Source organism: Streptomyces termitum (assembly GCF_014650175.1).
Classification (GTDB): domain Bacteria; phylum Actinomycetota; class Actinomycetes; order Streptomycetales; family Streptomycetaceae; genus Streptomyces; species Streptomyces termitum.
The window spans coordinates 338,178-364,897 of record NZ_BMUL01000008.1; the positions used below are offsets into that span (position 1 = coordinate 338,178).

At 76.3% G+C, this 26,720-nt stretch carries 23 protein-coding genes and 2 pseudogenes; 11 read left to right on the forward strand and 14 right to left on the reverse strand.

Annotated elements, in window-relative coordinates; all coding sequences use genetic code 11:
* Positions 1-66 precede the first annotated feature (66 nt).
* From IE219_RS17905 to IE219_RS17930, 6 genes are all read left to right on the forward strand, one after another.
* Positions 67-1,236, forward strand: a complete 1,170-nt coding sequence (locus tag IE219_RS17905; protein ID WP_189978478.1) for an acyl-CoA dehydrogenase family protein — start codon at positions 67-69, stop codon at positions 1,234-1,236.
* On the forward strand, positions 1,236-2,222 hold the full coding sequence (locus IE219_RS17910) for an acyl-CoA dehydrogenase family protein (RefSeq protein ID WP_189978489.1): 987 nt from the start codon (positions 1,236-1,238) through the stop codon (positions 2,220-2,222). The genes IE219_RS17905 and IE219_RS17910 overlap by 1 nt, the downstream gene beginning before the upstream one ends.
* Positions 2,223-2,250: 28 nt before the next feature.
* Positions 2,251-3,333: an acyl-CoA dehydrogenase family protein gene (locus IE219_RS17915; protein WP_189978491.1), complete on the forward strand. Its 1,083-nt coding sequence runs from the start codon at positions 2,251-2,253 to the stop codon at positions 3,331-3,333.
* A 96-nt stretch (positions 3,334-3,429) separates the two neighbouring features.
* Positions 3,430-3,792, forward strand: coding sequence for a hypothetical protein (locus IE219_RS17920; RefSeq protein ID WP_229849824.1), 363 nt, complete (start codon positions 3,430-3,432; stop codon positions 3,790-3,792).
* A 76-nt stretch (positions 3,793-3,868) separates the two neighbouring features.
* The gene (locus tag IE219_RS17925; RefSeq protein WP_189978493.1) at positions 3,869-4,489 is read left to right on the forward strand and encodes an RNA polymerase sigma factor; all 621 of its coding nucleotides are present in this window, start codon (positions 3,869-3,871) and stop codon (positions 4,487-4,489) included.
* Entirely contained in the window at positions 4,486-5,553 is a 1,068-nt protein-coding gene (locus IE219_RS17930) for a CU044_5270 family protein (RefSeq protein ID WP_189978495.1), read from the forward strand. Before IE219_RS17925 ends, IE219_RS17930 begins: the two co-directional genes overlap by 4 nt.
* Positions 5,554-5,677: 124 nt before the next feature.
* Here the strand turns inward: IE219_RS17930 and IE219_RS17935 are convergent, their stop codons facing one another.
* The 3 genes from IE219_RS17935 to IE219_RS17945 all read right to left on the reverse strand — a co-directional run bounded on the left by IE219_RS17935 (position 5,678) and on the right by IE219_RS17945 (position 8,819).
* Positions 5,678-5,881 (reverse strand): ferredoxin, encoded by a 204-nt coding sequence (locus tag IE219_RS17935; RefSeq protein WP_189978496.1) that lies wholly within the window; start codon positions 5,879-5,881, stop codon positions 5,678-5,680.
* A gap of 50 nt (positions 5,882-5,931) precedes the next feature.
* The gene (locus tag IE219_RS17940) at positions 5,932-7,164 is read right to left on the reverse strand and encodes a cytochrome P450 (protein WP_189978498.1); all 1,233 of its coding nucleotides are present in this window, start codon (positions 7,162-7,164) and stop codon (positions 5,932-5,934) included.
* A gap of 185 nt (positions 7,165-7,349) precedes the next feature.
* On the reverse strand, positions 7,350-8,819 hold the full coding sequence (locus tag IE219_RS17945; protein ID WP_189978500.1) for an alpha/beta hydrolase: 1,470 nt from the start codon (positions 8,817-8,819) through the stop codon (positions 7,350-7,352).
* Positions 8,820-8,950: 131 nt separating this feature from the next.
* On the opposite strand from IE219_RS17945, the gene IE219_RS17950 reads away from it, so the two are divergent.
* Positions 8,951-9,865, forward strand: coding sequence for a MerR family transcriptional regulator (locus IE219_RS17950; protein WP_189978502.1), 915 nt, complete (start codon positions 8,951-8,953; stop codon positions 9,863-9,865).
* A 24-nt stretch (positions 9,866-9,889) separates the two neighbouring features.
* Here the strand turns inward: IE219_RS17950 and IE219_RS17955 are convergent, their stop codons facing one another.
* From IE219_RS17955 to IE219_RS17985, 7 genes and pseudogenes are all read right to left on the reverse strand, one after another.
* Positions 9,890-11,107: a vWA domain-containing protein gene (locus tag IE219_RS17955; protein WP_189978504.1), complete on the reverse strand. Its 1,218-nt coding sequence runs from the start codon at positions 11,105-11,107 to the stop codon at positions 9,890-9,892.
* Positions 11,108-11,119: 12 nt separating this feature from the next.
* A complete protein-coding gene (locus IE219_RS17960; protein ID WP_189978506.1) occupies positions 11,120-12,328 on the reverse strand; it encodes an AAA family ATPase in 1,209 nt (402 codons plus the stop codon).
* Positions 12,325-14,166 carry an ankyrin repeat domain-containing protein gene (locus IE219_RS17965; RefSeq protein ID WP_189978508.1) on the reverse strand — a complete coding sequence of 614 codons (1,842 nt, stop codon included), beginning with the start codon at positions 14,164-14,166 and terminating at the stop codon, positions 12,325-12,327. The genes IE219_RS17960 and IE219_RS17965 overlap by 4 nt, the downstream gene beginning before the upstream one ends.
* Complete coding sequence (locus IE219_RS17970) at positions 14,163-15,317, reverse strand: leucine-rich repeat domain-containing protein (protein WP_189978510.1); 1,155 nt, start codon at positions 15,315-15,317, stop codon at positions 14,163-14,165. Before IE219_RS17970 ends, IE219_RS17965 begins: the two co-directional genes overlap by 4 nt.
* A 57-nt stretch (positions 15,318-15,374) precedes the next feature.
* Positions 15,375-15,447 (reverse strand): annotated as a pseudogene (locus IE219_RS17975).
* A gap of 83 nt (positions 15,448-15,530) precedes the next feature.
* A complete protein-coding gene (locus tag IE219_RS17980) occupies positions 15,531-17,966 on the reverse strand; it encodes a DUF8508 domain-containing protein (protein ID WP_373298853.1) in 2,436 nt (811 codons plus the stop codon).
* Positions 17,967-18,211: 245 nt separating this feature from the next.
* Complete coding sequence (locus tag IE219_RS17985; RefSeq protein WP_189978512.1) at positions 18,212-19,402, reverse strand: putative peptide maturation dehydrogenase; 1,191 nt, start codon at positions 19,400-19,402, stop codon at positions 18,212-18,214.
* A 99-nt stretch (positions 19,403-19,501) separates the two neighbouring features.
* On the opposite strand from IE219_RS17985, the gene IE219_RS17990 reads away from it, so the two are divergent.
* Positions 19,502-19,837 carry an NHLP-related RiPP peptide gene (locus IE219_RS17990; protein ID WP_189978514.1) on the forward strand — a complete coding sequence of 112 codons (336 nt, stop codon included), beginning with the start codon at positions 19,502-19,504 and terminating at the stop codon, positions 19,835-19,837.
* A 99-nt stretch (positions 19,838-19,936) separates the two neighbouring features.
* The gene (locus IE219_RS17995) at positions 19,937-20,266 is read left to right on the forward strand and encodes an NHLP-related RiPP peptide (protein ID WP_189978516.1); all 330 of its coding nucleotides are present in this window, start codon (positions 19,937-19,939) and stop codon (positions 20,264-20,266) included.
* Positions 20,267-20,378: 112 nt separating this feature from the next.
* Here IE219_RS17995 and IE219_RS18000 read toward each other — a convergent pair whose 3' ends face one another.
* Positions 20,379-21,893: a flavin-containing monooxygenase gene (locus tag IE219_RS18000; protein ID WP_189978518.1), complete on the reverse strand. Its 1,515-nt coding sequence runs from the start codon at positions 21,891-21,893 to the stop codon at positions 20,379-20,381.
* A 130-nt stretch (positions 21,894-22,023) separates the two neighbouring features.
* On the opposite strand from IE219_RS18000, the gene IE219_RS18005 reads away from it, so the two are divergent.
* Entirely contained in the window at positions 22,024-23,241 is a 1,218-nt protein-coding gene (locus IE219_RS18005; RefSeq protein ID WP_189978520.1) for a PucR family transcriptional regulator, read from the forward strand.
* Positions 23,242-23,261: 20 nt separating this feature from the next.
* On the opposite strand, the gene IE219_RS18010 is transcribed toward IE219_RS18005, so the two are convergent.
* The 3 genes from IE219_RS18010 to IE219_RS18020 form a co-directional block, all read right to left on the reverse strand.
* On the reverse strand, positions 23,262-23,846 hold the full coding sequence (locus IE219_RS18010) for a DinB family protein (RefSeq protein ID WP_189978522.1): 585 nt from the start codon (positions 23,844-23,846) through the stop codon (positions 23,262-23,264).
* 68 nt (positions 23,847-23,914) lie between these two features.
* Complete coding sequence (locus tag IE219_RS18015; protein ID WP_189978524.1) at positions 23,915-24,361, reverse strand: peptidoglycan-binding domain-containing protein; 447 nt, start codon at positions 24,359-24,361, stop codon at positions 23,915-23,917.
* Positions 24,362-24,620: 259 nt separating this feature from the next.
* Positions 24,621-24,941 carry a helix-turn-helix transcriptional regulator gene (locus IE219_RS18020; RefSeq protein WP_189978526.1) on the reverse strand — a complete coding sequence of 107 codons (321 nt, stop codon included), beginning with the start codon at positions 24,939-24,941 and terminating at the stop codon, positions 24,621-24,623.
* A 1,342-nt stretch (positions 24,942-26,283) separates the two neighbouring features.
* Here IE219_RS18020 and IE219_RS18025 point away from each other — a divergent pair.
* Positions 26,284-26,720: pseudogene (locus tag IE219_RS18025) on the forward strand (hypothetical protein); the annotation flags it as partial.

The following is a 26,720-nucleotide window of genomic DNA, read 5'->3' on the forward strand; positions in this document are numbered from 1 at the left end:
GACCGGCGCGCACCGCGCCCGCCCCCGGCCGGCGGCCCCGGCGGACCCCGGGACGGGAGGCGCCTGATGGACCTCGACCACTCCCCCGCGGACGACGCCTTCCGGGCCGAGGCCCGCGCCTGGCTCGCCGCCCACGTGCCCGCAGACCCGCTCCCCTCCCTGGAGACCGGGGAGGGCTTCGCCGCCCACCGCGCCTGGGAGCGGACCCTCGGCGCCGGCGGCTGGTCGGCCGTCTCCTGGCCCCGCGCCTACGGCGGCCGGGACGCCTCCCTCCTCCAGTGGCTGGTCTTCGAGGAGGAGTACTACGCGGCCGGCGCCCCCGGCCGGGTCGGCCAGAACGGCATCAGCCTCCTCGCCCCCACCCTCTTCGCGCACGGCACCGAGGAGCAGCGCGCCCGCGTGCTGCCCGCCATGGCCTCCGGCGAGACCGTCTGGGCCCAGGCGTGGTCCGAGCCCGAGTCCGGCTCCGACCTGGCGAGCCTGCGCTCCACCGCCGTGCGCGCCGACGGCGGCTGGCTCCTGCACGGACAGAAGACCTGGTCCTCGCGGGCCGCCTTCGCCGACCGCGCCTTCGGCCTCTTCCGCAGCGAGCCCGGCACCCCGAAGCCGCACCAGGGCCTGACGTACCTGATGTTCCCGCTGGACGCGGAGGGCGTGACGGTCCGCCCGGTGGGACGGCTCGACGGGAAGCCCGCCTTCGCCGAACTCTTCCTGGACGGGGTCTTCGTGCCCGACGAGGACGTGATCGGCGAGCCGGGGCAGGGCTGGCGCGTCGCGATGAGCACCGCGGGCAACGAGCGCGGACTGACCCTGCGCAGCCCCGGCCGCTTCACCGCCGCCGCCGACCGGCTCGCCGCCCTGTGGCGGGAGCACGGCGACCCCGCCGACACCGCCCTGCGCGACCGGGTCGCGGACGCCGTGATCGGCGCCCGCGCCTACCGGCTCCACACCTGGGCCAACGCCTCCCGGATCGCCGAAGGGGGCGCTCTCGGCGCCGAGTCCAGCCTCAACAAGGTCTTCTGGTCCGAGCTGGACATCGCCCTCCACGAGACGGCGCTCGACCTCCTCGGCCCGCTCGGCGAACTGGCCGACCACGCCGACGAGGCCCCGGCGCACGGCGGTTGGGCCGAGGGCTACACCTTCTCCCTCGCCGGACCCATCTACGCCGGCACCAACGAGATCCAGCGCGACATCATCGCCGAGCGGCTGCTCGGCCTGCCGAAGGGACGCCGGTGATGCGCTTCCTCCCCGACGCCGAGCACCGCGAGCTCGCCCGCACCCTGGACGGCCTGCTCGCCTCGGCCGACACCCCGGGAGCGGCCCGCGCCTGGGCGGCCGGCGACCACGCGCCCGGCCGCGCCCTCTGGTCCCGGCTCGCGGAGACCGGCGTCTTCGCCCTGGCGGTGCCCGAGCCCTACGAGGGCATGGGCCCGCTGCCCGTGGAACTCGCGTTCTCCTTCGTCGAGCTGGGCCGCCACGCCGTGCCCGGTCCGGTGGTGGAGACGGTGGCGGCGGCCGCCCTCCTCGACCGGCTCGGCGACGCCGGGGCCGCCGCCTGGCTGCCCCGGGTGGCCGCGGGCAAGGCGGTGCTCTCCCTGTGCGCGCCGGAGCACGGCGGCCCGTACGCGCTGGACGCGGACGCCGCCGACGCCGTCCTCGTCGTGGACGGGGACGTCCTGCGGCTCGCGGAGGGCGCCGGCCCCGTCCAGCCCTCGGCCGACCCGGTCCGCCGCCTCGCCCGCCCGCTCGGCGGCACCGTCCTGGCGCGCGGCCCGGAGGTGGCGCGGGCCGCCGGGCACGCCGCCGGTGTCGCCGCCCTCGCCACCGCCGCGCAGTCCCTCGGCCTCGGCCTGGCGCTGCTGGACCGGACCGTCTCCTACATCCGGCAGCGCACCCAGTTCGGCGTCGCCATCGGCTCCTTCCAGGCCGTCAAGCACCGCCTCGCGGACACCCTCGTCGCCCTCGAATTCGCCCGGCCGCTGCTGTACGGGGCGGCGCTGGCGCTCGCCGCCGGCTCCGACGCGGCCCCGCGCGAGATCGCCGCCGCCAAGGTCACCGCGGGCGAGGCCGCCCACGCCGCCGCCCGCACCGCCCTCCAGCTCCACGGCGCCGTCGGCTACACGGCGGAGCTGGACCTCTCCCTCTGGATCCGCAAGGCCCGCCCGCTCCGCGACGCCTGGGGCACCCCGGCGGCCTGCCGGGCCCGCGTCCTCGCCTCCTGAGCCCCCACCGGCAGAAGCGGAAGGAACCATGCGACTCGACGGCGAACAGGAAGAACTGCGCGCGTCCGTACGGGCCCTGCTCGGACGCCGCCCCGGGGAGGCGGCCTGGCGGCCCCTGGCCGGACAGATCGGGGCAGCGGGCCTGGCCGTGCCCGAGGAGTACGGCGGCGCGGGCCGCGGGGCCGTGGAGGTCCACGTGGTGATGGAGGAGCTGGGCCGGGAGCTGAGCCCCGTCCCGTACCTCGGCTCCGCCGTCCTCGCCACCCGCGCCCTGCTGGCCTCCGGCGACCGGGCGGCCTGCGCCGCCTACCTGCCGGACCTGGCGGACGGCACCTCGGTGGCGGCGCTGGCCTGGGCCGAGGACGGCTCGTGGGACCCGGCCGCGATCCGTACCCGGGCCGTCCCCGGGCCCGGCGGGAGCTGGCGGCTCACCGGCGCGAAGGAGCACGTCCTGGACGGCTCCCGGGCCGACCTGCTGCTGGTGGCCGCCCGCACCCCGGCGGGCCCCTCGCTCTTCGCCGTACGCCCCTCGGCGCCCGGGGTGCGGCACACCGGGGCGCCCCCCATGGACGGCACCCGGGCCCAGTCCCGGCTGGTCCTCGCCGACGCGGAGGCCCGCCCGGTCGGCGCGGACGGCGACGGCGCCCGCGTCCTGGCCGAGGTGCTGGACCTGGCCTGCGCCGCCCTCGCCGCCGAACAGGTCGGCGCGGCCGCCCGGTGCCTCGAACTGACGGTGGCGTACGCCCGCGAACGCGTCCAGTTCGGCCGGCCCATCGGCTCCTTCCAGGCCGTCAAGCACCGTCTGGCGGACGCCTACGTGCTCGTGGAGTCGGCCCGTTCGGCGGCCCTGGGCGCGGCCTTCGCCGCCGCGCGCGGCCCGGGGCCGGAGCTGACCCGCCTGGCCGCCTCGGCGAAGTCGGTCTGCTCGGAGGCGTTCTCGGAGGTGGCGGCCGAGACGATCCAGCTGCACGGCGGCATCGGCGTCACCTGGGAGCACGACGCCCACCGCTACTTCAAGCGCGCCCACGGCAGCCGCCACCTCTTCGGCCCCCCGCACTGGCACCGCGCCCGGCTGGCCGACGCCCTGGGCCTGGGCCTTCCGGCGGCCTGACCGGCGGCCCGGGACCGGGTCCTCCGGCGGCCTGACCGGCGGCCCGGGCCTGGGCCTTCCGGCGGCCCGGCCGGCGCCACCCGGTACGTTCTCCCCGTGTGCCACTACGCCGAGAAGTCCTACAAGCCGCATCACGTGTGCGTGGCCTGCCGCGTCTCGTTCAAGCTGTACGCCGCCCCCGGCGGGCGGCCGTGCCCCCGGTGCTCCGTGCCGATGGTCCGCGCCGGCCGTGACTTCGCCGCCCCGCGCCGCCGGGACGCCAAGGCGTGGAGCGTCGTGGCCGCCGTGCTGGCCGCCGGGCTGGACTACGAGGGCTTCGAGCCCTGCGGCTGCGGCCGGAAGCCCGCGTACCGGCCCCGGACCCGGGCCCAGCTCCGCGCGCGCCGCGCGGTGGCGGCGCGGACCGGGGCCCCGCTCGCCGAGGTGCTGGCGCGGGTGGACCCGCTGACGCCCGCGTGATCCGCCCCCGCACGGTGTGAGCCGGGTCACGGGAACCGGTGCGGGCGGGCGGACAACAGTGGACGTGGACTATTCGATGTTTGCCAGGATCCGTGACGGTGATCCCGAGGCCTTCAGGGAACTGCACGCGGCACACGCCTCGCTGGTGTACCGCCACGCGGTCCGGATGACGGGCGACTGGTCGCTGGCCGAGGACGTGGTGCAGCTGACCTTCCTGGAGGCGTGGCGGCTGCGGGGCAAGCTGCGGGACGAGGGCGACGGCCCGCGCCCCTGGCTGATGGGCATCGCGGTGAACGTGCTGCGCAACACCACCCGGGCCGGACGCCGCCACCGGGCCGCGATGGACCGCATGCCCGCCCAGGAGACGGTGCCCGACTTCGCGGACGAACTCGTGGGCCGGATCGCGGACGCCGAGCAACTGGCCGCCGCCCGGCGCGCCCTGGGCCGGCTGCGCCGGGGCGAGCGCGAGGTCTTCACCCTGTGCGTGTGGTCGGGGATGAGCTACGCCGAGGTCGCCGCCACCCTGGACGTCGCGGTCGGCACGGTCCGCTCCCGGCTGTCCCGGGCCCGGACCCGGCTGCGCGGGCTCGCCGAGGAGGAACTGAGGACGCCGGGGACGGAACCCGGCCCGGCGTCCGGACAAGTACGGGGTGACCGCGTCCCCGCGGCCCGGTCGATGGAGGAGGAGAACCGATGATCCGCAACTTCAGGCGGGCGCAGGAACCGCTCGACCACGCGGAACTGGCCCGGCTGCTGCCCGCACCCGGTGACCCGGACCTCCGGCCCGACCGCCGCCTCGCTCTGGAGGAGCACCTCATGCAGCAGATCCAGCACGCCCCCGCGCCCGCGCCCGAGGCCCCGCGTCCCGCCCGCCCCCGGCGGCGCACCCTGCTCGTCGCCCTCCCGGTCGCCGCGGCGGCCGTGGCCGGCGTCCTGGCCTTCCAGCTCCTCGGCTCCGCCTCCCACGACGGGACGGCGGCCCCGCTGACCCGGGTGCCCGCCCCGGTGGTGCGGATCGAGGCGGGCAGCGCCGAGAAGCTGGACGCCACGATCCGGCAGATCTCCACGGCGGCGGCCCGGCAGCGGGAGCCGAAGGTCGGCCCCGGCCAGTTCCTGTACGTCAAGAGCCAGGTGTCGTACCTGGTGACCGAGGTGGACTTCGACAAGAACACGGAGACCGCCTTCGTCCAGGAGCTGCACCCGCGCGAGGTGTGGAAGTCCCGGGACGGCTCCCGGGGCTACCTGATCGAGCCGGGCAACAGCCCGGCCGGGGGCGAGCCCCTCGACACCGACGTCCCGTCCCACATCAACGCGCCCTCGTACGACCTCCTGAGGACGCTGCCCACCGACCCCGACGCGCTGCTGGCGAAGATCTACGCCGAGGGCGAGGGCAAGGGCCGCAACCGGTACCAGCAGGCCTTCACCACCATCGGCGACCTGGTCGGCGAGCAGGCCCCGCCCGCCGGGCTGGCCTCGGCGCTCTACCGGGCCGCCGCGAAGATCCCCGGCGTCGTCGTGGTCGAGCACGCCAAGGACGCCGCGGGGCGCGACGGACTGGCCGTGGCCCGGACGGACGAGACCGCGGGCGAGCGCACCGAGCTGATCTTCGACCGCCGGAGCTTCACCTACCTCGGCCAGCGCACCATCCAGGTCGAGGAGGTGAAGGGCCTCAAGCCCGGCACCGTCACCGGCCGCACCGCCGTCATCGAGCGCGGCGTCGCCGACGTCCTGGGCAACCGCCCCGGCACCGGCGGCGCTTGAAGCCTCCGTGTCCCGGGCCCCGGCGGTGCGCCGCGGCCCGGGACACGGTGCCGTCACCGCCCCGGCCGGGGCGCGGGGCTCCCCGTCCCGCGCCGGCCCGGGGCCCGGTGCCGCCCGCCGGTCCTCACGGTCCGGCCGGCGCCCCGAGGGTGACGGCGCGTACGGGGCAGGCGCGGGCGGCCTCGCGGACCAGCGTCCCGCCCCCGCCGTCCTCGCGGCCGGGCAGGACGGTGCCGAAGCCGTCGTCGTCCTGGGTGAAGACGTCCGGGGCGAGCAGGGCACACTGCCCGGCCCCGATGCAGACGTCCGTGTCGATCGCTACGCGCACCGGCCGTTCCTCCTTCTCCTCGCGTCCGGTCCCCGGCCCCGTCGCCCCGCTCACCAGGCGACGGGGAGTTCGAGCATCCCCTGGATCGTGTCGCCCGGCTTGAAGGGGATCTCCTCGGCCGGTGCGGCGAGGCGCAGCCCCGGCAGCCGGCGCAGCAGCGTCCCGAGGGCGATCTCCAGTTCCGTACGGGCGAGGTTCTGCCCCAGGCACTGGTGGATGCCGAAGCCGAAGGCGACGTGGTGCCGGGCGGACCGGTCCCAGTCGAGGGTGTCGGGGGCGGCGTAGACGGTGCCGTCGCGGTTGATGAGGGAGGTGGAGAAGACCACGCCGTCGCCCGCGCGGATGACCTCGCCGTCGGTCTCCACGTCCTCGCGGGCGACGCGCAGCATGCCGTCCGCGATCGACAGGAAGCGCAGCAGCTCCTCCACTGCGGCGGGCAGCAGGCCGGGGTCCGCGCGGAGCCGGGCCAGCCGCTCGGGGTGGTTCAGCAGGGTGTACGTCCCCAGGGAGATCATGTTGGCGGTGGTCTCGTGCCCGGCGACGAGCAGGATCGTCGCGAGCTGGACCAGTTCCTGCCGGTCGGGGCCGCCCTCCGCCGCCTGCCGGGCCACCAGGTCGTCCAGCACGCCCTCGCCCGGTGTCGTGCGCTTGCCGTCGACGAGGGCGCCGAGGTACTCCTCCAGTCGGGCGAGGGCGTCCTCGGTGTCCTCGGCCGTGGGGCCGCGCAGCAGCCGCCGGGACTGCTCCTCGAAGAAGGCGTGGTCCTCGTAGGGGATGCCGAGGAGGTCGCAGATGACGATCGACGGCACCGGCAGCGCGAAGTCCTCCACCAGTTCGGCGGGGGGTCCGGCGGCCTCCATGGCGTCGATCAGCCGGTCCACGGTGGCCTGGATCCGGGGGCGCAGGCCGTCCGTGCGCTTGAGGGAGAAGCTCGGGATGAGCAGCCTGCGCTGGGCGTTGTGCTCGGGGTCGTCCCAGCCGAGCAGCGCGGCCCGCCTGCGGCGGCGCAGCGGGGCGGCGCGTTCGGTGGGGATCGGGAAGTCGGGCCGGGTGGAGTCGGTGGAGAACCGCTGGTCGGCGAGGAGCGCGCGGGCGGTCCGGTGGCCGGAGACCAGCCACACCTCCCGGCCGTCCCAGAGGGTGACCCGGGACAGGGGGCGGTCCTCGCGCAGGGGGTCGTAGGCGGCCGGCGGGTGGTAGGGGCAGGTCCGGCTCTGGGGGAAGGCGACGGCGCCTTCCCCGCTCGCCGCTTCTCGGGCGGTCTCTTCTTCGGCGGTCGTCATCGGAGAACCTCGCAGACGGCTGGTCGTCGGGTCCGGCGTCGCCTCCCACTACATGCCTCAGGCATCTATCCGGTCTACGCGGAGTTCGGCCAATCCACCGGAACGGAGGAGTCCCTCCGGCCGCCCGGGCCGCCGAAGAGCGGTCGGGCGGCGATCGGATGACGACAAGAAGAGATCAAAGAAGGTCAGGAAGCGGTCAGGTGATGGCGGACGGCGGCCATCGCCCGGGTCACGGCCGCCCGGGAGGCGTCGGTGGGGTCCAGCGTCTCGAAGCCGTGCCGGCCCTCCGGCACGTCCACGACCTCCACGTCCGTCCCGTGCTCCCCGGCCGCGGCCAGAAAGGCGCGGACCGTCGCGGCGAAGGGGGCGTGCTCGCGGCCGGCCCGGGTGAGGACGAGCGGGAGCCGGCCGGTGCCAAAGAGCGCGGCGACCGGACGGAAGCGGGCGTCGACCGCGTCCCAGCCGGGCGGCGGGGCCAGCACCGGATAGCTGAGCGCCAGGCAGCGCAGCCACGGCGGGGGCGCGGCCAGCCAGTCCGCCGCGAGAAGGCCCCCGGCGGAGAAGAACCAGAGGGCGACCCGGTCCGGGTCGGTCCGGGGGTGGGCGCGGACCCGCTCCACCGCCTCGGCCAGGTCGGCGGCGGCGCGCGGGTAGTCGGTGAGGGCGTGCAGCCGGTGGTCCAGGGTGGCGCCGACGAGCCCGGCGTCCGCCGCGAGGCGGCCGTACCCGAGCAGGAACGGGGTGTCGCGCGGGGTGGGCCGGCGACCGGGGTCGACGGGCCCGCCGTGGACGAGGACGACCGTCGGCCGGGGCTCCTCCCCGGCGGGGAGGTGGAGGTCGACGCGGCCGTGCCGCTCCCGGGGCGCCACCGGCGGATCGAGGAGGAAGTCGGCCGTCTCGTACGAGGGTTGGTCCTCGGGGACGACGAGCCGGCGGCCGCCGCCCGCCGCCGCGCGCAGCAGGACGTCGGCGAGTTCGGCCGGGGCGGAGAGCATCGGCCAGTGCCCGGTGGGGAGTTCGAAGAGGGTGAAGTCGGGCCCGACGCGCTCGCGGAACTGCGGCGGACCGGCGTGGACCACCATCTCGACGGTCTCGATGCCGGGCCCGTCGGCCGTGCACATCACGCCGCTGGCGGGCAGCCGGTGGACGGCGCCGCCGAGCCGCAGCGGCTCGGTGAGGGTCCGGGCCGGCTGGGGCGCGGCGAGCCGGTCGAGCCGGTCGAGGTCCCGCGCGCCCACGCCGTCGAGGGCGCCCCAGCGGGCCCACTCCTCCCCCCGGGGCGGCGGGAGCGGCGCCGGGTCGTGCGCGAGCCGGTCGCGGACCTCCGCGTCGCGCACCAGGAGCAGGGCCGGGTCGCCGTGGCCGGGCAGCCCGGCGGCGACGTACACCACCCGGGCGACCCGGTGGGGGCGCCGGTCGGCGGCGGCGAGCACCGGGTGGATGCCGTAGTCGTGCCCGACGAGGACGACCCTAGGCTCCTCGATCCGGTCGAGGAGCCGCAGCAACTCCCCGACGTGGGCGCCGAGTCCGGCGCCGGGGTCCGGGTCGAAGGTGACCGGGTGCGCGGTGGCCCCGGCCGCCCGCAGCCGCCGGGCGACCCCGTCCCACACCCACCCGCCGGTGAAGGCACCCCCCACCAGAACGAACGCCGTCATGACCGCCTCCTCGTGTCCGTGTCCGTCGCGGCCGTCCGCGACGGCCGTCCGCAGGCTAGGAGCTCCCCCCGGGGGAGGTTCCACCCCGCGCGGCGGCGGTTATCGTCGGCGGCGGAAGGCGGGAGGTGGCCGTGACGGGCGGAGCGGACGGCGCGGACGGGACGTGGAGCATCGGCGAACTCGCCGGGCGGGCCGGGGTGACGGTGAAGACCGTGCGCCACTACTCGGACCGGGGGCTGCTCCCGGAGGAGGGCCGCAGCGGCGGCGGACACCGGCGGTACGGGCCCGGGGCGCTCGTCCGGCTGCGGGAGATCCGGTCGCTGCGCGCCCTGGGGCTCGGCCTGCCGGAGGTGGCGCGGGCGCTGGAGGGCGGCGCCCCGCTGGCGGAGGCGGTCGCCGGGCGGCTGCGGGACGTGGCGCGCGAGCGGGTCGCGCTGGCCTGGCGGGAGGCGTCGCTGCGGCTCCTGGCGGAGTGCGACGGCGCCGAACGGGCCTCGCTGCTGCCGCTGCTGGGCGCGTCGGCGCTGCCGCCGGGGACCGACGCGGTGGTGCGGTTCTGGCGGCGGTCGCTGCCCGTGCGGCTGCCCCGGCCGCTGGTCGCGCGGGTGCTGGACGAGGTGGTGCCGGTGGTGCCGGACGAGCCGTCGCCGCAGGAGGTACGGGCCTTCGCCCGGCTGGGCGCCCTCGTCACGGACCCCCGCCCGGACCGGTCCCCGGCCCCGCCGCTGCCCGGCGAGCGCTACCGGGCGGCCGTCCTGTACGAGGGGCTGGCCGAGGCGTACGGCCTGGCGGGCGCGCGGGCGCGGGCCGGGCGGCCGCCCGCCGGACCGGAGGCCCTGGACTGCTTCGTGGAGGCGTACGCCCGCTCCCTCGGCGCGGCCGACTCCCCCGCCTTCCGGCGGCGCCTCGCCGGGCTGCTGGCCCGCGAGGAGACGGGGGTGATGGCGCGCTACTGGAAGCTGGCCGCGCCGCTCCTCGCCCCGCACCGACCGGCCCTCGGCCTCCTCCACCACCACCTCGCCCGGGCCCTGCCCGATCCCTCCTGAGGCGCGCCCGGCCGGTGCCGGGGGTCAGGCGCGGGCGGGGACCCGGACGGTCTCGACCCAGGGCGGCGGCTGGGGGGCATTCGCGCCGACGAGGGCGGCGATCAGGCGGGCGGAGAGGGGTTCCGGGGGCCAGGGGGTGCAGCCGTCGGTGAGGACGACGACGATGCCCGGCGGGTCGGGGGCGGCCAGGGCCGTACGGATGCCGACGGTCATGTCGGTGCCGCCGCCGCCCGCGAGTTCGACCTGGTCGGCGGAGGAGACCCGGGTGACGGCGTGGACGTCGGCGTCGCAGGCGAGGACGGGGACGCGGCGGCCGCCGACGCCGACCTCGCGCAGCACGCCCGCGATCTCGGCGAGCGCGGCGGCGAGGTCGTCCGGGCCCATGGAGCCGGAGGTGTCGACGACGACGGCCACCCGGGGCAGCGGTCTGCGCAGGCTGGGGAGGACCACCCGGCCGCCGAGGGCCGGGGTGCGGCGCGAGGGGCGGCGGTAGGTGTAGTCGACCGCGCCGGCCGCCCAGGCGGCGGCCTCGCGGACGGCTCCGGCGAGCGCCCGGCGCCAGTCGACGACGGGTTCGAGGACCTCTTCCGCCCAGCGCCGCCAGCCCGCCGGGAGGGTGCCCCGGGTGCGCGCGTGGGCCCGGACGGCCTGGGCGGTCCGGCGGCGCAGCGCCTCGGCCTCGGCCGGGCCGAGTCCGGTGGCGGCGGTGGCGGCGGGCCCGTCCAGGTCCCACGGGGCGGGGGTGCCGTGGGCGCCGGAGCCGCAGTCGGGCAGCGGCGGGGGCGAGGCCGGGAGGCCGTTCAGGTACTCCTCGAAGAGGCGGCCGGCCGGGAGTCCGAAGAGGTGGGGCTCCACGCGGCCCGGGGGCAGCCGCAGCCCGTCGGCGACGAGGTCGTCGTTGATCTCGCAGTCCTGGGCCAGGTTGACGCGGAGGTGGTCGCGCCGGTCGGCGGGCGGCAGCCGGTCGGCCCGGCCGTGGTGGTCGCGCAGCAGGTGGGCGGCCTCGTGGATCCACACCCCGGCCAGTTCCTCGACCTCCGTCGCGTCGACGAAGGCGGGTGCGACGTAGCAGCGCCAGTACCGGTCCACCGCCATGGTGGCCACCCGCCGGGTGGGGACGACGGTCAGGGCGTAGAGGGCGGAGGCGAGGTACGGGCGGGCCTCGGCGGCCTTGTAGCGGGCGGCCAGCAGTTTGGCGCGGTCGAGGCCGTCGCCGGGCGCGGGGTCCGGGGAGGGGGGCACGGGCGGGGCCGGTCAGCGCGCGCCGGGCAGGGCGCCGGCGAGCTGGAGGAGTTCGAGGAAGGCGTCGATGCCGGGCGGGACGGGCCAGTCCGGGGCGCGCAGCGCGGCGAGGTCGCGGGCGGCGCGGGCGGCCACGTCGGGCACCCCGGCGTCCACGGCCTTGGCGAGGACCTCCCAGCCGGCCTCCCAGCGGGGGCGGGTCGGTTCGCTCTGCACGGCGGCGACGACGGCGATGAGGAAGGCGAGCTGGCGGTCGCCGCGTTCGGGCAGGGCGAAGGCGGCCGGGTCGGCGAGGACCCGGTCGGGGTCGGGCAGGTCCAGGTTCTCCAGGTAGGAGAGGAGTTCGAGGCCGGCGGCCTCGCCGACGGCGCCGGTGAGGGCGGCGGCCAGGGCCTCGCGTCCGGCGCCCGCCGCGTAGCCGGTGGCCAGCAGGCGCAGGGCCATCTCCCAGGTGCGGGGCGAGGGCCAGGCGCGGCCCCGGCTCTCGGCGTCCTTCGGCAGGTGGTGGGCGAGGCCGGGGCGGGCGGTCAGGAAGCCGCCGACGACGCCCCGGGCGCGGGCGACGGCGCCGGGGACCCGGCCGGGCGCCACGGTCGGCAGGGCGGTCTCGGGCCAGGTGCCGGTCATGCCCCGGGCCACGGTGCGCGGGTCGTGCGTCCAGTCGAGGTGCACGAAGCGGTTGGCGAGCGGCGGGCTGAGGTGCCAGCCGTCGGCGGCGCTGGCGGGCGGGTTGGCGGCGGCGACGATCCGGACCGACGGGGGCAGGGCGAGGCTGCCGACCCGGCGTTCGAGGACGACGCGCAGCAGGGCGGCCTGCACGGCGGGCGGGGCCGAGGAGAGTTCGTCGAAGAAGAGCAGGCCGTGGCCGGTGCGGGCGAGCCGGACGGCCCAGTCCGGGGGTGCCATCGGCACGCCGGAGGCGGCCGGGTCGTCGCCGACGACGGGGAGCCCGGCGAAGTCGGACGGTTCGTGGACGCTGGCGACGACGGTCTCCAGGTGGACGCCGAGGGCGTCGGCGAGCTGCCGCAGGCCGGCGGACTTGCCGATGCCGGGCTCGCCCCACAGCAGGACGGGCTGATTGGCCGTCACCGCCAGGGCGAGGGCCTCCAGTTGGGGGCTGGCGGCGGGTTCGGTCCGGGTGGTGTCGAGGCGGGCGTTGAGGGCGTCGGCGGCCGCGAGGGCGGCGGGCACGGCGGGCGCGGACGCGGCGGGGATCGTCATGTGCGGGGTTCCTTCTCGTCCGCCGGTTCCGGCGCGTTCCAGTCGATGCCGGAGGAGTCCCGTTCGTCCATGTGGTCGTCGAACCACGCGGAGCCGAGGCCCGGGTGGTCGCGCAGCAGGCGGTGGCGCAGGGCCATCAGGTCGGTGCGCTCGTACCGGCGGATCGTCTGGGCGAGGGAGAGTTCCTCCTCGTCGACGACGTCGGTCCTGGCCCCGGCGGCGAGCAGGTCGGCGACGAGGGCGGCGGAGCCGCCGCCGTGGACGGCGCTCTGGAGCGGGGTGCGGTCGGCCTTGTCCTTCGCCTCCAGGTCCACTCCGGCGGCCAGCAGCCGGGGCAGCAGCTCCCGGTGGTCGAGGAGGGGCAGGAGGTGCAGCAGGCCGCGCCCCCTGCGGTCGCGGACGTGCGGGTCGGTACCGGCGTCGAGGAGGGCGAGGACGGCGGGGGTGTCGCCGTGCTGGGCGTGCAGGAACAGGGCGTTGCGCTGTTCGCGCAGGGCGCGCGGCAGCCGTCCCCCGCCGCCCGCCCAGGCGTCCCGCGCGGCGAAGCAGCCGCTGACGGTGCCGCCGAAGGCGAGCAGTGCCTGTTCGCGCTGCCGCTCCCGCTCGGTGTGCGGGCCCGTGAGCACGCCGTCGCGGTGGGCGACCTCGTGCCAGGCGTCGCCGCAGCGGACCCGGACGGGGCCGGGGACGCGGGGGCCGGGCGGGCCGGTGGCGGGTCCGGCGTGCGGGAGCAGCACGGCGGCGACCAGCGGGTGGAACTCCTCGGGCCGGATCCGGCCGGCCCGGAGCAGGCCGATGTCGGGGAGCCGCTGCCAGGTGTACGAGGGGAGGCGCGGGACGCCGTCCCCCTGGCCCCGCTCGTGGCCGGTGACGTGCGGCGGGCGGACGTCGGGGGCGGCCGGGTCGAGGCCGATCCGCAGGTGGCCGCGCCACTCCAGGTCGAGGCGGAAGACGGTGCCGTGTCCGGCGCGGGCGAGGCGCCGGAGTTCGGGGGCGAGCCGGGTGAGGTCGGGGGCGACGAAGGAGGTGAGCGCGGCGACGTCGAGCTCCCGGTAGGAGCGCGGGCCCCGCGGGGGCGGGGTGAGGTCGAGGCCGAGGCCGGCGGCGGCGTACGCCTCGGTGTGCTCTCCGCGCGCCTGGAGGACCGCGATCCATTCGGCGAGGGCGGCCGGGTCGGCGGCGCCGGGGGCCTCGGTGGGGAGTTCGTCGGCGGCGAGCGGGGTGCCGTCGGCGCGCAGGAAGGGGATGCGGCCCCGGGGCGCGGGGCCGCCGGGCGCGGCGGCGTCGGCGGCGCCCGCGCTCCAGCGGAGTTCGCCGGTGCGGCGGGCGTCCCAGAAGCGGCGGGCGGCGGTCCAGTCCTCGGTGACGTACCGCACGCCGTGGAGCCGGTCGTCCTGGGGTGCGACGGCGGGTCCGAGGTGCAGGCGGAGGCGCTGCGGCCCGGCGAGCATGGGGGTGTTGGTGACCGACAGGACGGGGCCGGCGGCGCCGGGGGTGTCGTAGGCGGCGAGGAGGACGCGGCGGCCCGCGGCGAGGGTGCTGTGGCCGCCGAGGGTGCGCGGGAGGTGCCAGCGCAGCAGGTCGGGGGCGAGGTGCCGCAGGTCGTCGGCGACGCGGGCGGCGGTCGCGGAGCCGTACCGGTCGGCGATCCGGCGGGGGTCGAGGTCGTCGGGGACGTCCACGGCGGCGACGGCGCAGGCGGTCCGCCAGTCGCCGGACTCCCGGGCCCGGGTGGCGCGTTCGATCATCCGGCGGGGCACCGCGTAGCGGCGGACGCGGGCCCAGGAGGCGGCCTCCTCGGCGGTGAGGCCGCCGGGTGGGCCGGGGCGCGCGGTCACCGGTACACGCTGCCGATCGCCCGCAGGTCGGGGTGGGCGGGGCGGGCGGGGTGGAGCCGTTCGGCGAAGGAGCGCTTGAGCCGGCGGGGCGTGCCGGGGCCGAGGCCGACGTGTTCGAGGCGGTGCTCGTCGGGGAGCGCGCTGAGCAGGGTCCTGGCGCCGCGTCCGGTGAGGCCGGTGTGGCGCAGTTCGAGGCGGCGCAGCGGGCTGCCGGGGAGGGCGGCGGCGAGGGACCGGGCGCCGTCGTCGCCGGTGGTGTTGGCGGGGGCGCCGAGGCCGCGTTCGGACATGGCCCGACCGAGGTCGAGGCTCTCGATGCCGCCGAGGGCGTCGGCGAGGGCGCGGGCTCCGGCGGGGCCGATGCCGTTGCCGCCGAGGCCGAGGCGGACGGGCCGGGCGGGGTCGGCCGCGGCGGCCAGGACGGCGGTGCCCGCGTCGCCGAGGTGGTTGGCGGGGAGGTAGAGCTCGCGGACTCCGGCGTCGCGGACGAGGGCGGCGAGCAGCGGGGCGTCGGCGGCGGTCAGGCCGTTGCCGCCGAGGTAGAGCCGTTCGAGGGGGGCGTCGCGGTCCAGGAGGGCGTCGAGGAGGAGCCGTACGCCCTCCGGGCCGATGCCGGTGTTGACCAGGTCGAGGGTCCGCAGCGCGCGGTTGCGGCGCAGCAGTGCGGCGAGGGTGCGGGCGCCGGCGGGGGCGAGCGGGTTCCGCTTGAGCCACAGGGCGCGGACCTCGGTGTCCTCGGCGAGCGCGGCGGCGAGGGCCGTGGCGCCGTCGGGGCCGATGCGGTCGCAGCCGAGGTAAAGGGTCCGGATGCCGTGGGCGGTGCCGGCGTCGCGGGCGGCGGTGAGGGCGTCGGCGACGGACCGGGCGCCGTCGTCGCCGACGGAGTCGGTGCCGAGCAGCAGGTGGGCGGCGTGCGGGGAGGCGACGGCGGCGGGCAGCAGGCGGGCCGCGCCGGCGGGGCCGAGTCCCTGCTTGCACAGGTCCACCCGGCCGCCGGTGCGCAGGGTGCCGAGCGGGAAGGTCTCGTCGGCGGTGACGGGCCGGGGGTCGGCCAGCCGGTCGAGCAGCGGTGCGAGCAGGGCCGGGTCGGCGGCGGGCCGGTCGGGGTGCTCGATCGCGGGGCAGCGCACGGGCGTTGTCGGCTGGTCCATCAGCATTCCACCGGTCCTCCGCCGGGGCCCGGCGTCCGCGTCGACAGCAAGCAGGCGCAAGACCGGTCGGATTCGAACCGACGTCCTCCAGCTCGATGCGTGGGCGCGACGACCTCTGCGCTACGGCCTTGCTGCGGATGATCATAGCCCCCGCCGTCCCCGGTATCGGTCATCAGTTTGATACCGGGGACGGCGGGGGCGGGGTGTGCCGGGTCAGGGCTTGACGCGGACCACCTGCGGGTCGTGGTCGGACGCCTGGCTGGCGAACTCGCTGTTGATGTGGACGACGTCGTAGCGGGTCTGCTGGCGCTTGAAGGCGGGGCTGACCAGGATGTGGTCGAGGACCTGCGAGTTGCCCTGGTAGACGTACGAGTACCGCTCGGACGCGGGCAGCTCGTTCACCAGGTCGCGCAGGACGCCGCCCCGGGTGAGGGTCCGGAGCGCGGGCGAGAACTGGTAGTCGTTGAAGTCGCCGAGGGAGACCACCCGGGCGCCGGGGTCGGCGGCCAGCAGCTTGGCGACGAAGGCCCGCTGGACCTCGGCCTGCTGGAGGCGCTGGACCTCGGAGCTGCGGGACGGGGCCTGGAAGCGGCTGTCGAGGCCCTGGTCGCCGCCCTTGCTGTTGAAGTGGTTGGCGATCACGAAGACCGGCTTGTTGTGGAAGCGGAACTGGCCGATCAGCGGCTTGCGGCTGTTGTTCCACGCCGCGTCGGCGGGGGCAATCCGGGCCGGGGAGGCGGTCAGCGAGGTGCGCTTGCCGGTGCCGGTCACGTCCACGGCGGTGGTGGCGTCGCCGCCGGCTATGTCGGTGAAGGAGACCCGGTCGGGGTTGAAGAGGAAGACCTGGCGGATGTTGCCGCCGGGCTCGCCGCCGTCCTCGCCGTCCACCGGGTCGACGGAGCGCCAGTCGTAGGCGGGGCCGCCGGCGGCCTTGATCGCCTCGACGAACTTGGCGACGGTGGCATCGGAGGAGACCGTGCCGTCGTTGACCGGGCCGTTGTCGTCCTGGACCTCTTCGAGGGTCAGGATGTCGGGCGCGCGCAGGTGGGTGACGACGCCGGAGGCCAGCTCGGCGAACTTCTCGTCCGGGTCGGCCGGGTCGAGGTTCTCGACGTTGTACGTGGCGATGGTGAGCTCGCTCGGCAGGGCGCGGGCGGTGACCTCGCGCCGGAGCCCGCCCGACTCGACGGTGCCGAGGCGGGTGGCCTGCACGGCGTAGCCGCCGAACCGGGTGTAGTCGAGGGGGCCGCCGGTGGTGCCGGTGAGCCGGTCGCCGACGTTCGCGACCGGGAAGTCGGCGGCGTCGCCCAGCGACTGGACGAGGAGGCGGCCCGAGTTCTGCCGGTCGTAGCCGAGGTAGACGGAGCCGCCGCGGGCCGAGCGCGGGTCCTGCTCGCGGGCGTTCACCCACAGCTCGTGGTAGGCGTTGCTGGCCTGGGTGACCGGCACGTCGCGGACCTCGACGTTCATGCCCTCCAGCGCCTCGAAGAGGTCGAGCGCGTAGGCGTCGGTGCGCAGCGGCAGGGCCTCGATCGAGCCGCCCGCCGCGTCGGGGGCGTACGCCTCCGGGACGGACGTGCCGTCGAGCACCACGGGGGCGGGGACCGTGTTGCCCGAGGAGACCACGGTGGTCCTGGGGGCGGTCAGCTCGGTGAGGGACTGCGAGCCGCCCGCGTTGTTCGGGTAGTACTCGGTGACCTTGGCGGTGACCAGGACGGCGTCGCCGACCTTGACGGCCGGGCCGGTGCCGTTGGTGTAGACGAAGACGCCCTCGCTGGTGGCGGGGTCCGCGTCCGGGTTCGGGTCCTGCATCCAGAAGCCCTTGGTGCCGTAGCCGCGGACGCCGGTGACGATGCCGGGGACGCCCGTGACGGTCTGGCCGGCCAGCGGCGAGAGGCGGGTGGCGCCCTGGATGTCGTGGACGCGGACGGTGCCGGGCTCGGTCGGGCCGGTCTCGCCGCCGCCGGGGCCGCCGGGGGCGGTCTCGCCCTTGGCGTTGACTGGGGTGGGCTCGCTGGCCTGGAAGTCGGCGGCGTTGTCGTCGGTGTCGGCGAGGGACGCGGCGCGGGCCACCGAGGCGCTGTTGGAGGCGCCGGCGGCGGGGCCGGAGCCCTCGCGGACCACGGCGGTGCCGAAGCCCACCAGGTCGACGACGCGCGGGTCGGCGGCGCACTCCTCGGCGGTCTTGCAGGTCAGGGCCTCGGTGCCGGAGACGAGGGCGACGGTGCCGCTGGTCGCGGACAGCGCCAGGGTGCCGGTGGCGTCGGCGGCCGGCAGGCCCACCGTGCCGCCGGTGCCCGCCGCCTGGGCGATCAGGTAGCGGCTCTTGGCGGCGACCGAGCCGGTCAGCGGGGTGACGCCCCACTTGCTGCTCGCGCCGGGGCTGCCCGACAGGTACTGCACGCTGTGGCCGGCCAGGCCGAAGGCGGCGCCGGTCGGGTTGGCGAGCTCGATGAAGTCGTTCTTCAGCGTCGCGCCGGAGTTGCCGCCGCCGCCGTACACCTCGGCGATGACCACGCCCGCGGACGGGGTGGCGACCGCGCCGGGCAGCGGGACGAGCACCAGCGACGCGGTGACCGCGGCGGGCAGGGCCGCGCGCAGCAGCGTGCGGCGGGAACGGCGGGCGGGAACGGGAAGCGGGCTGGGCACCGTTGCGGCACTCCTTCACGGCGGAACACACCCGGTCGCCACGACGGCGCCGGGTTCGATGAGGGATCGTCACGTGCGGACGGAGGACGCCCGGAAGCGTCCCGTACAGATCCAGGAGCTGAAGATACGCGCGTAGAATGTGGCGGAACAAGGGCCTGGACGTGAACTTCTCACCACCTCGTCCCCCGCCCCGCTCCGCGCCCGCCTTCCGGCCCTCTTCTCCTCCCTGCCGCCGTTCCCGCAGGTCAGTCCCGCTCGGGCCCGTCCGGCGCCCGCAGCCAGACCTCCTCGGCCGGGTCGAACTCGCTGGTGTCCATCCGCCGGGCGCGCCAGCCGAAGCCGCAGACCGCCAGCGGGCCTTCGGCCAGCGGGTCCAGACCGAAGGCCCGCTCGATGTCCACCTCGTTGATCGCCGAGGTCACGAAGGCGCCGAGACCGAGCTCCGTCGCGCTCAGGTACAGGGTCTGGGACAGGTGCCCGCCGTCGAGCAGCAGGGCGCGGTACGCCTTGGCGTGCCGGCGGTACTTCCAGAAGCTGCGGGCGTACCGCGGCGCCAGGACCGCCAGCACGGGCGCGTCGGAGAACCAGTGCTGGCCGGCCAGGGCGCGGCGCGCGAACGCCTCCAGGGGTTCGTCCGGGTCGGGCAGGCGCTCCAGGACGTGGTCGACCGGGTGGTAGTGGTACAGCCCCGGGTCGACTCCCTCGACGTTCCGCACGACCAGGTAGGCGCCGGTCGGGTGCAGGCCGCCGCCGGAGGGCGTGTGCTTCTTCAGGAAGACGGTGTCCTCGTCGATCCGCACCTGCGCCTGCGCGGCGAAGACGCGTTGCAGCATGTGCGCGCACAGCTCCAGCGGCACCGGCCGGGCGGCGTCGAAGTTCCGGCAGGTGGTCCGGCGCGCCAGCATCGCGTCGAACGCGTTGCCGCCGACGCGCGGCAGCGGCACCCGCTCCGTCGCGTCCTCGCGCGCGGGCGCGTGCGGGGGCGGCGGTCCGAGCTTGCGCCGCAGGTCGGCGGCGGTGGCCATGTCGTTGGCCGCCATACTGGCCGCGCTGTCGAGGCCCTCCCAGCGGGCGAACCGGTGCATCATCGCCGCGGGCGGCCACCAGTGCGCGGCGCGCAGCGCCTCGTCGCGCTCGCGGTGGGCGGCGTGGGGCGCGCCGTCGGCGATCACCAGGCCGCTGTCGGCCAGCGCGGCCGCCAGGGCCGCCTCCCCGGCGTCCAGCGACTCCGTCTCCCGCCACTCGCCGGGGCTCAGCCGGCCGAGGAACTCCCGCTGCGGCGCGTCGACCTCGACCTCCGCGTCGAGGTGCGGGGCGAGGGCCAGCCAGCGCCGGGTGCGGCTCAGGCCGTCGCCTCCGGTCAGCAGCGAGTCCAGGTCGAACCCCACCTCTTCGCGGGGTTCGAGGAACAGCACGGCACAACGGCGAACACGCATGGGGTCGGAATCCGTTCGGCAGCGGGCGGAGGCGGACTGTGAGCGGCAGGAACGCGGAAGGGCTCCCTTATCACATTATGGTCAGCTATCGTTCTCATCATGATGCCGACTCATGCGCCGGGGAACGGGAAAACGCGTCTTCCGGCCGACGTCATCGACCGCCTGCTCGATCTGCTGAGCACCGACGACCAGTTCCGCGAGCTGTTCACGCGGGACCGCCACGCGGCCCTGGCCCTGGCCGGCTGCGACCTGACCACCGAACAACTGCGCGCGGCCTCGCCGTTGAGATGCCTGACCGTGCGGGAGCTGGCCGGCAAGGAGGCCATCGCCCGGGCCCGCGAGGAACTGCGCGCACACCTGCTGTCCGACGCGGCGTACAGCAATCCGCACGCCCTGGAAGCCGGGGCGGTGCCGACGGCGCTGCTCCGCGACTGACGCTCCGCCCGGGCCCGTTCGGGAAGACCACCGGGAGAGCACCAGGCCCCTCGGGCAGACCTCCGGGGGAACTTCTCAAGAGAACCGTTGGGGGAAACCATGTCGTCCGACCTGTCCGACACCAAACTGCGCATCCCGCCCGGGGTCGCCGACCGGCTGCTCGAACTCCTCTCCACCGACGACGCGTTCCGCGCGCTGTTCCGGGAGGACCGGCACGCGGCGCTGGTCCGGGCCGGGTTCGAGGCCGACCCCGAGCGGCTCAGGGAGACCTCGGCCCTCGCCTGCCTGCGCGTGGACGAGCTGGCGTCCAAGGCCGACATCGCGGCCGCCCGCGAAGCCCTCAGGGCGCACCTGACCTCGGACGCCAGCCACACCAACCCGCACGCCTTCGAGGCCGGAACGGCGCACGCGGCGCTGCGCCGCGCCTGACCCGGCCCGCCGTCCGCCGCCGGACCGGGCACGAGACGGGTCCTTCGCGTGCCTCCAGAGCGGGGGTGCGGGTTCTCCGCCCGTACCCCCGCTCCCGTCCTCCGTACCGCCGTCAGCCCACCGGCCGCCCCGCGGCCTCCTCCCCGACCGTGGCCCGGGAGAAGCGCAGTTCGGGGTCGGCGACGCTGCCGGAGCGCAGCAGGCGCACGTCGTCGCGGTAGTCCATCGAGGTCAGCCACGGCATGCGGTCGCCCTGGCGGGGCAGCGTGTCGACGGCCCGCCGGACGTAGCCGGCGCCGAAGTCCAGGAACGGCCGGGTCGCCATCCCCGGGTCCGCCGGCTCGGGCCGGCAGACGGTGTGGCCGTGCGCGTCCATGTGGGCCAGCAGCCGGCAGAAGTGCTCGCACAGCAGGCCGATCTTCAGCGTCCAGGAGGAGTTGGTGTAGCCGATGGCGAAGGCGAAGTTGGGGACGCCGGACAGCATCATGCCCTTGTAGGCGAGGGTGTCCGGCAGCTTCACCTCCCGGCCGTCGACGGTGAGGCGGATGCCGCCGAACGCCTGCACGTTCAGCCCGGTGGCGGTGACGATCACGTCCGCCGCCAGCTCCCGGCCGGACTCCAGGAGGAGGCCCCGCTCGGTGAAGGTGGCGATCCTGTCGGTGACCACCGAGGCGCGGCCCTCCCGGATCGTCCGGAACAGGTCGCCGTCGGGGACGGCGCACAGCCGCTGGTCCCAGGGGTCGTACGGCGGGTTGAAGTGCACGTCCACGGGATAACCGGCGGGCAGCTGCCGGGTGTTGACCCAGCGGATCAGGCGGCGCGCCGCCTTCGGGAACCTCTGGCAGAAGCGCCAGATCAGCCGCTGCTGGGCGATGTTCTTGCGGCGGGTCAGCGCGTAACCGCGCCGCGCGCCCAGGCACTTCTTCAGCGCGTTGGCGACGAGGTCCGAGCGCGGCACCGGCACGACGTAGGTCGGTGTGCGCTGGAGCATGGTCACGTGCGCGGCGGTGCCCGCCATCGCCGGGACCAGGGTGACGGCGGTCGCCCCGCTGCCGATGACCACCACGCGCTTGCCCGCGTGGTCGAGGTCCTCCGGCCAGTGCTGCGGGTGCACGACCGGGCCGTGGAACCGGTCGCGCCCCTCGAAGTGCGGCGTGAAGCCCTCGTCGTAGCGGTAGTACCCGCCCGCCGAGAACAGCCAGCCGCAGGTCAGCGTCGTACGCTCGCCGGTGTCGGCCCGCTCGACCTCGACGGTCCAGCGGGCCTCGCCGGTCGACCAGGACGCGCCGAGCACCTTGTGGTGGTACCGGATGTGCTCCTCGATGCCGTTCTCGGCGGCCGTCTGCCGCAGGTAGGCCAGGATCCGGGGCGCGTCGGCGAGGGACTGCCGGTCGCGCCAGGGCTTGAACGCGTAACCGAAGGTGTGCAGGTCGGAGTCCGAGCGGATGCCGGGGTAGCGGAACAGGTCCCAGGTGCCGCCGGAGGCCGGGCGCGCCTCCAGGATCGCGAAGCTCTTGCCGGGCAGCTCGGTCTTCAGGTACCGCGCGGCGCCGATGCCCGAGATCCCGGCCCCGACGACGAGGACGTCGAGGTGTTCGGCGGCGGGCCTGGCGGAGGACGAGGACACGGGCGGCTCCCGGGCGGTGTCGAGGGACGGACGCGTCCATCGTGGCGCCCGCCACGGCACGGCGACAACGTGCGAACCGCACCACGCGGAGGGGGTGGGCGGTGCGGATCGCACCGCCTACGATGGGCGCATGTCGTGGCCGCCTCCCCCGCCCCGGATACGGGAACTGATCCGCCGGGGCGCCGAGATCGCGCTCACCCCCGCGCCCGAATGGCTCGCCGAGCTGGACGCGGCGACCCTGTCCGGCGAGGCCAGGCGGCAGATCGCCGCCGATCCGGCGCTGGCCGCCGGGACCCGCCGTACCAACCGCTCCAACCTGCTGTTCTGGGCGGCCTCCAACGTCCGCGCGCCGGGCGAGCCCGTCCCGGCCAACGACACGGAGGCACCGCTGGCCGTCGCCCGGGACATGATCCGGCGCGGTCTGGACGAGTCCGCGCTGGACGCCTACCGGGTCGGCGAGAGCGTCGCCGTCCGCATGTGGACGCAGATCGCCTGCACGCTCACCGACGACCCGGAGGAACTGCGCGCCCTCCTCGACGTGTCGCTGCGCTCCATCTCCGCCTTCGTCGACGACACGGTGGGCGCGATCTCGGCCCGGATGCGCGCCGAGCGGGACGAGCTCACCCGGGGCACCCACGCGGAGCGCCGGGAGACCGTCGCCCTCCTCCTCGAAGGGGCGCCCATCACCCGGCAGCGCGCCGAGAGCCGGCTGGGCCACCGGCTGGACCCGCCGCACACCGCCGCGATCGCCTGGGCCGACGCGCCCGACGCCGACCTGGGCCGGCTCGACCGGGCCGCCGACGCGCTCGCCGAGGCCGCCGGCCAGCTCCGTCCGCTGAGCGTCATCGCCGGCGCCGCCACCCGCTGGGTGTGGGTGCACGGCCGCCCCGACGCCGACCGGACCCGGGCCGCCCTGGAGCGGCTGCCGGACGTGCGCGTCGCGGTCGGCTCCACCGCGCCGGGCGTCGACGGCTTCCGCCGCAGCCACCTCGACGCGCTGACCACCCAGCAGATGCTCACCCGCCTCGCCTCCCCCTCGCGGCTCGCCTTCCACCACGAGGTCGAGCTGGTCGCCCTGCTCACCGCCGATCCCGAACGGGCCGACCGCTTCGTCGCCCGCACCCTCGGCGCGCTGGAGACCGCGCCCGCCGAACTCACCGACACGCTCCGCGTCTTCCTCGCCGAGGAGTGCAACGCCACCCGGGCCGCCGCCCGCCTCTTCGTCCACCGCAACACCCTGCTCCGGCGGCTGGCCCGCGCCGACGGCCTCCTGCCGCGCCCCCTCGCCGAGCACACCGTCGAGGTCGGCGCCGCCCTCAAGGTCCTCCAGTGGCGCGGCCGCCCCTGACCGTCAGGGACCGGGAGGTTTCAGCCCTTGGAGGACGCGGCCGTACGGGCGGCCCGCTCCAGCGTCGCGCGGTGGGCCGCGCGGGCCTCCTCGTCGATCCGCTTCTCGTGCTCGGGGCGCAGCCCGGTCCGGCCGTCGAGTCCCTCGCGCAGGATGTCGGCGTGCCCGGCGTGCCGGACGGACTCGCCGAGGACGTGGACCATGACGGCGAACAGGTTCGTGTCGGCGTACGGCTCGGGCCACCACGGCACGCGTCCGGGGGCGTCGATCGGGAGCGCGTCGATCGTCGCGTCCGCGTGCTCCCACGTACGCCGGTAGAAGCCGACGACCTGGTCGAGGGTCTCGCCCTCGGCCGCCCACAGGTCGCTGCCGTCGGCGTCCTGCCACCGGGGCAGCGGCTCCGGGGAGGGCCGGCCGAAGACCTCGCCGAAGTACCGGGCCTCGACGGTGGCCACGTGCTTGACCAGGCCGAGGAGGTTGGTCCCGGTCGCCGTCAGCGGCCGGCGGGCGTCGTACTCGGACAGCCCGTCGAGCTTCCAGAGCAGCGCCTCACGGTCCCGCCGCAGTCTGCCGTGCAGGTTGTCCTTCGCGAATTCGTCGATCATGTGGCAGGAGCCTGCCACGAACCGCCCCCACCCTCAAGATCACTCCCCGGGGGCGCGGCGGTGCGGGGTCAGTCGTGCAGGGGGCCCGGGGCCTGGGTCAGCTTGAGGCAGCGCTGGTTGCCGGCGGAGGTCCGCCAGGCCCACTTCAGGGCGTCGCGGGTGTTCGGCCCGTACACGCCGTCGGCGGTGAGGCCGAGGCCGGCCTGCACGCGCTTGAGCGCGGCCTCGGTGCCGGGGCCGAAGTCTCCGTCGAGCCCGTTGGTGTCCTGCCCGTAGCAGAGGAAAAGCGTGACCTGCAATTCGTATACGCCGAGGTTCGACGAACCGCGTGAAAGGACGCAGAAGTTCGTTCCGCGCAGGCCCACGGTCGGAATGGACGTGTAGTAACCGGCGGTGTCGGTGTACGTCGTCCGGTAAGTGCATCCGCCGATCGCGGCATGGGCAGCGGGGCTCGCGGTGATGATGCCCGCGGCGATCGAGGCGAAGATGCCGAGGAAAGCGATGGAACGCTTCATGAAAGAGCTCCCTCTCAGGAGAAACGGGGTGGTTCCGCTGACGGCGGCGTGCGAAACGTAGCAGTGGGGAAGAGGGGTCCCGCGCTCCGTGAAAGGCGGGGAGACGCATCGCGCAGAGGTGGGGGACGCATTGCCAATCCGGGGCCCCGGGGTCCCGGCCCTTCCCGTACAGGTCCCGGCTCTTCCGGCACGGGCCCGGCCCTTCCCGTACAGGTCCCGGCCCTTCCCGTACGGGGTCCGGTCGACATCGGGGCGTGTCTCATACCGCTCGCCGCGCCGCGACCCGCGCGGGCGCCCCGGTCCCGCCGCCCGCGCCCTTCATGGCCCGCGTCCGGTGCTCGTGGGGCGACACGCCGTAGGCCGCGCGGAACGAGCGGCTGAAGTCGGAGGCCCGGGGGATGCCCCAGCGGGCCGCGACGGCGTGCACCGGAGTCGTCCGCAGGGCGGGGTCCTCCAGGTCCTGGCGCGCCCGCTCCAGGCGCTGGCTCCGGATCCACGCGGCCACCGTCTCGCCGCCCGACTGCCGGCCGAAGACGCGGTGCAGGTAGCTGAGCGAGAGGTGGTGGGCGGCCGCGACCACGGCCGGTGACAGCTGCGGGTCGTGCAGGTTCGCTGGATGAAGCCCCGGATGCCGGACATCAGCGCTCCGATCCGCGCCTCGTGGGGCACGGCCGCCGGGGCGTCCAGCTCCTGGGCCAGCCAGGCCGCGACCAGGTCGACGGCGGCCGTACCCGCCCTGGGCGCTTCGAGGGCGCCCAGTTCCGGCGCGCGCCGGTCCAGCGACAGCAGGAAGTCGGCGAGCATCCCCCCCGGCGCCCTTTCCGCCGGAGAGGCGCCGCCCCCGCACCCCGCGCAGCCGGTCCCGCGACCACGGCAGCATCGACGCCGGGAAGTCCAGGCAGACGGCCTCGACCCGTCGCTCCCGGAGGGAAGCACGGAGCTGGGACACCTTCGGCTCGAACGCCCCCGGGTCGAACGGGGCCGAGCCGTCGACCAGGTACAGCTCGTCCGGCGCGCACACCCCCACCGGTTCCGTCCCCCGCGCGAGGGGGCGGCTCCCCCTCAGCAGAAGGATCACGCGGTACGTCTCCCGATCCGCGTCCTCCTCCGTCTCCGCCCCGGCCGCCACCCGGCGGGCCGCGGCCGGCGCGCCCCCGTTCCGCACATCGGGGAACGACGACCTCCGCAGGGTCACCGGCCCCAGCCGGAGGCGCTTCGCGCTCGCCGTCCTGCCCTCACCGCCCGCCCCGGAACCCTCGACCACCGACATGTCCGGCCTCTGGAACACGACTCCCCCTCTTCCTCACCGCATACGGTGGCGGGCCCTCGCGACGGCGCGGCCCGGCCTCCGCCATCACACCAGAACCAGGGGTTTCTCAGGGGTGTCCCGTGTCCCGTCCCCCATCCCAGGACGGCGTCGAACCCACAGCTCAGCGCGGTCCGGGACGATCACTGCGCCGTCCCTCCCGTCCCGGCCGCCCGGGACCGGTCCGGCCCGTACGTACGGTGCACCCTCCAGCTCGCGGGCGGCCGCCCGCGCCCGTACCGCGCAGGGGAGTTCAGCCGCGTGCACACGAAGAGGCCGGAACCGGGGACCGCCCGCTGTCCGACGGCGACACGGCCCCGCCCCACGACCGGGAGGAACCACCATGAGAAGAGACCACCGCCGGAGGCGGGCGGCAGTCGCGGTTCTGACGAGCGCCGTTCTCCTGCCGGCCGGCTGCGCCCCGGGGCAACCGGCCCCGGTCCCCCGGCCCTCGCGGGCGACGGCCCCGGGGCCGCCCTCTCCGGGGCCCCCGTCCGCCCCCGGGAGCGCGGCGGAGTCCCCCTCCACCTGGACGCTTCCCCTCCAGCGCTTTCGGCCCACCGAGGCGCAGGCCAGGAGCATCGGCCGGGCCGAGGCGAAGCTCGTCGGGCAGTGCATGAAGGAGTTCGGCGTCGCCTGGAAACCGCAGGCCGAACTGCCCGGGGCCGGGTTCCGCAACATGATGGACTGGCGGTACGGCATCCACGATCCGGCCCTGTCCGCCCGGCGCGGCTACCAGCCCGACGCCGCCGAACAGGCACGGTACGAGGCCGCCCTGCGCGCGGACGAGTCCCGGCCCGCCCCGTCCGCCGACACCGAGGCGCTGCTCGGGGGGATCGAGGCGCCCGCCCGGTCTCCGGCCGGGGTGAGTCCCGAGGTGCGCGGTGGGACGAAGAACGGCCGTCCGATCCCGCCCGGCGGCTGCTTCGGACAGGCACGCGCCACCCTGGGCAGTTCCACCCGGGGCGTGACCCCCCTCGTGGACCGCCTGACCTTCGACTCCTACCCCGCCTCCCTCGAAACCCCCGAGGTCAAAGCCGTCTTCGCCCGCTG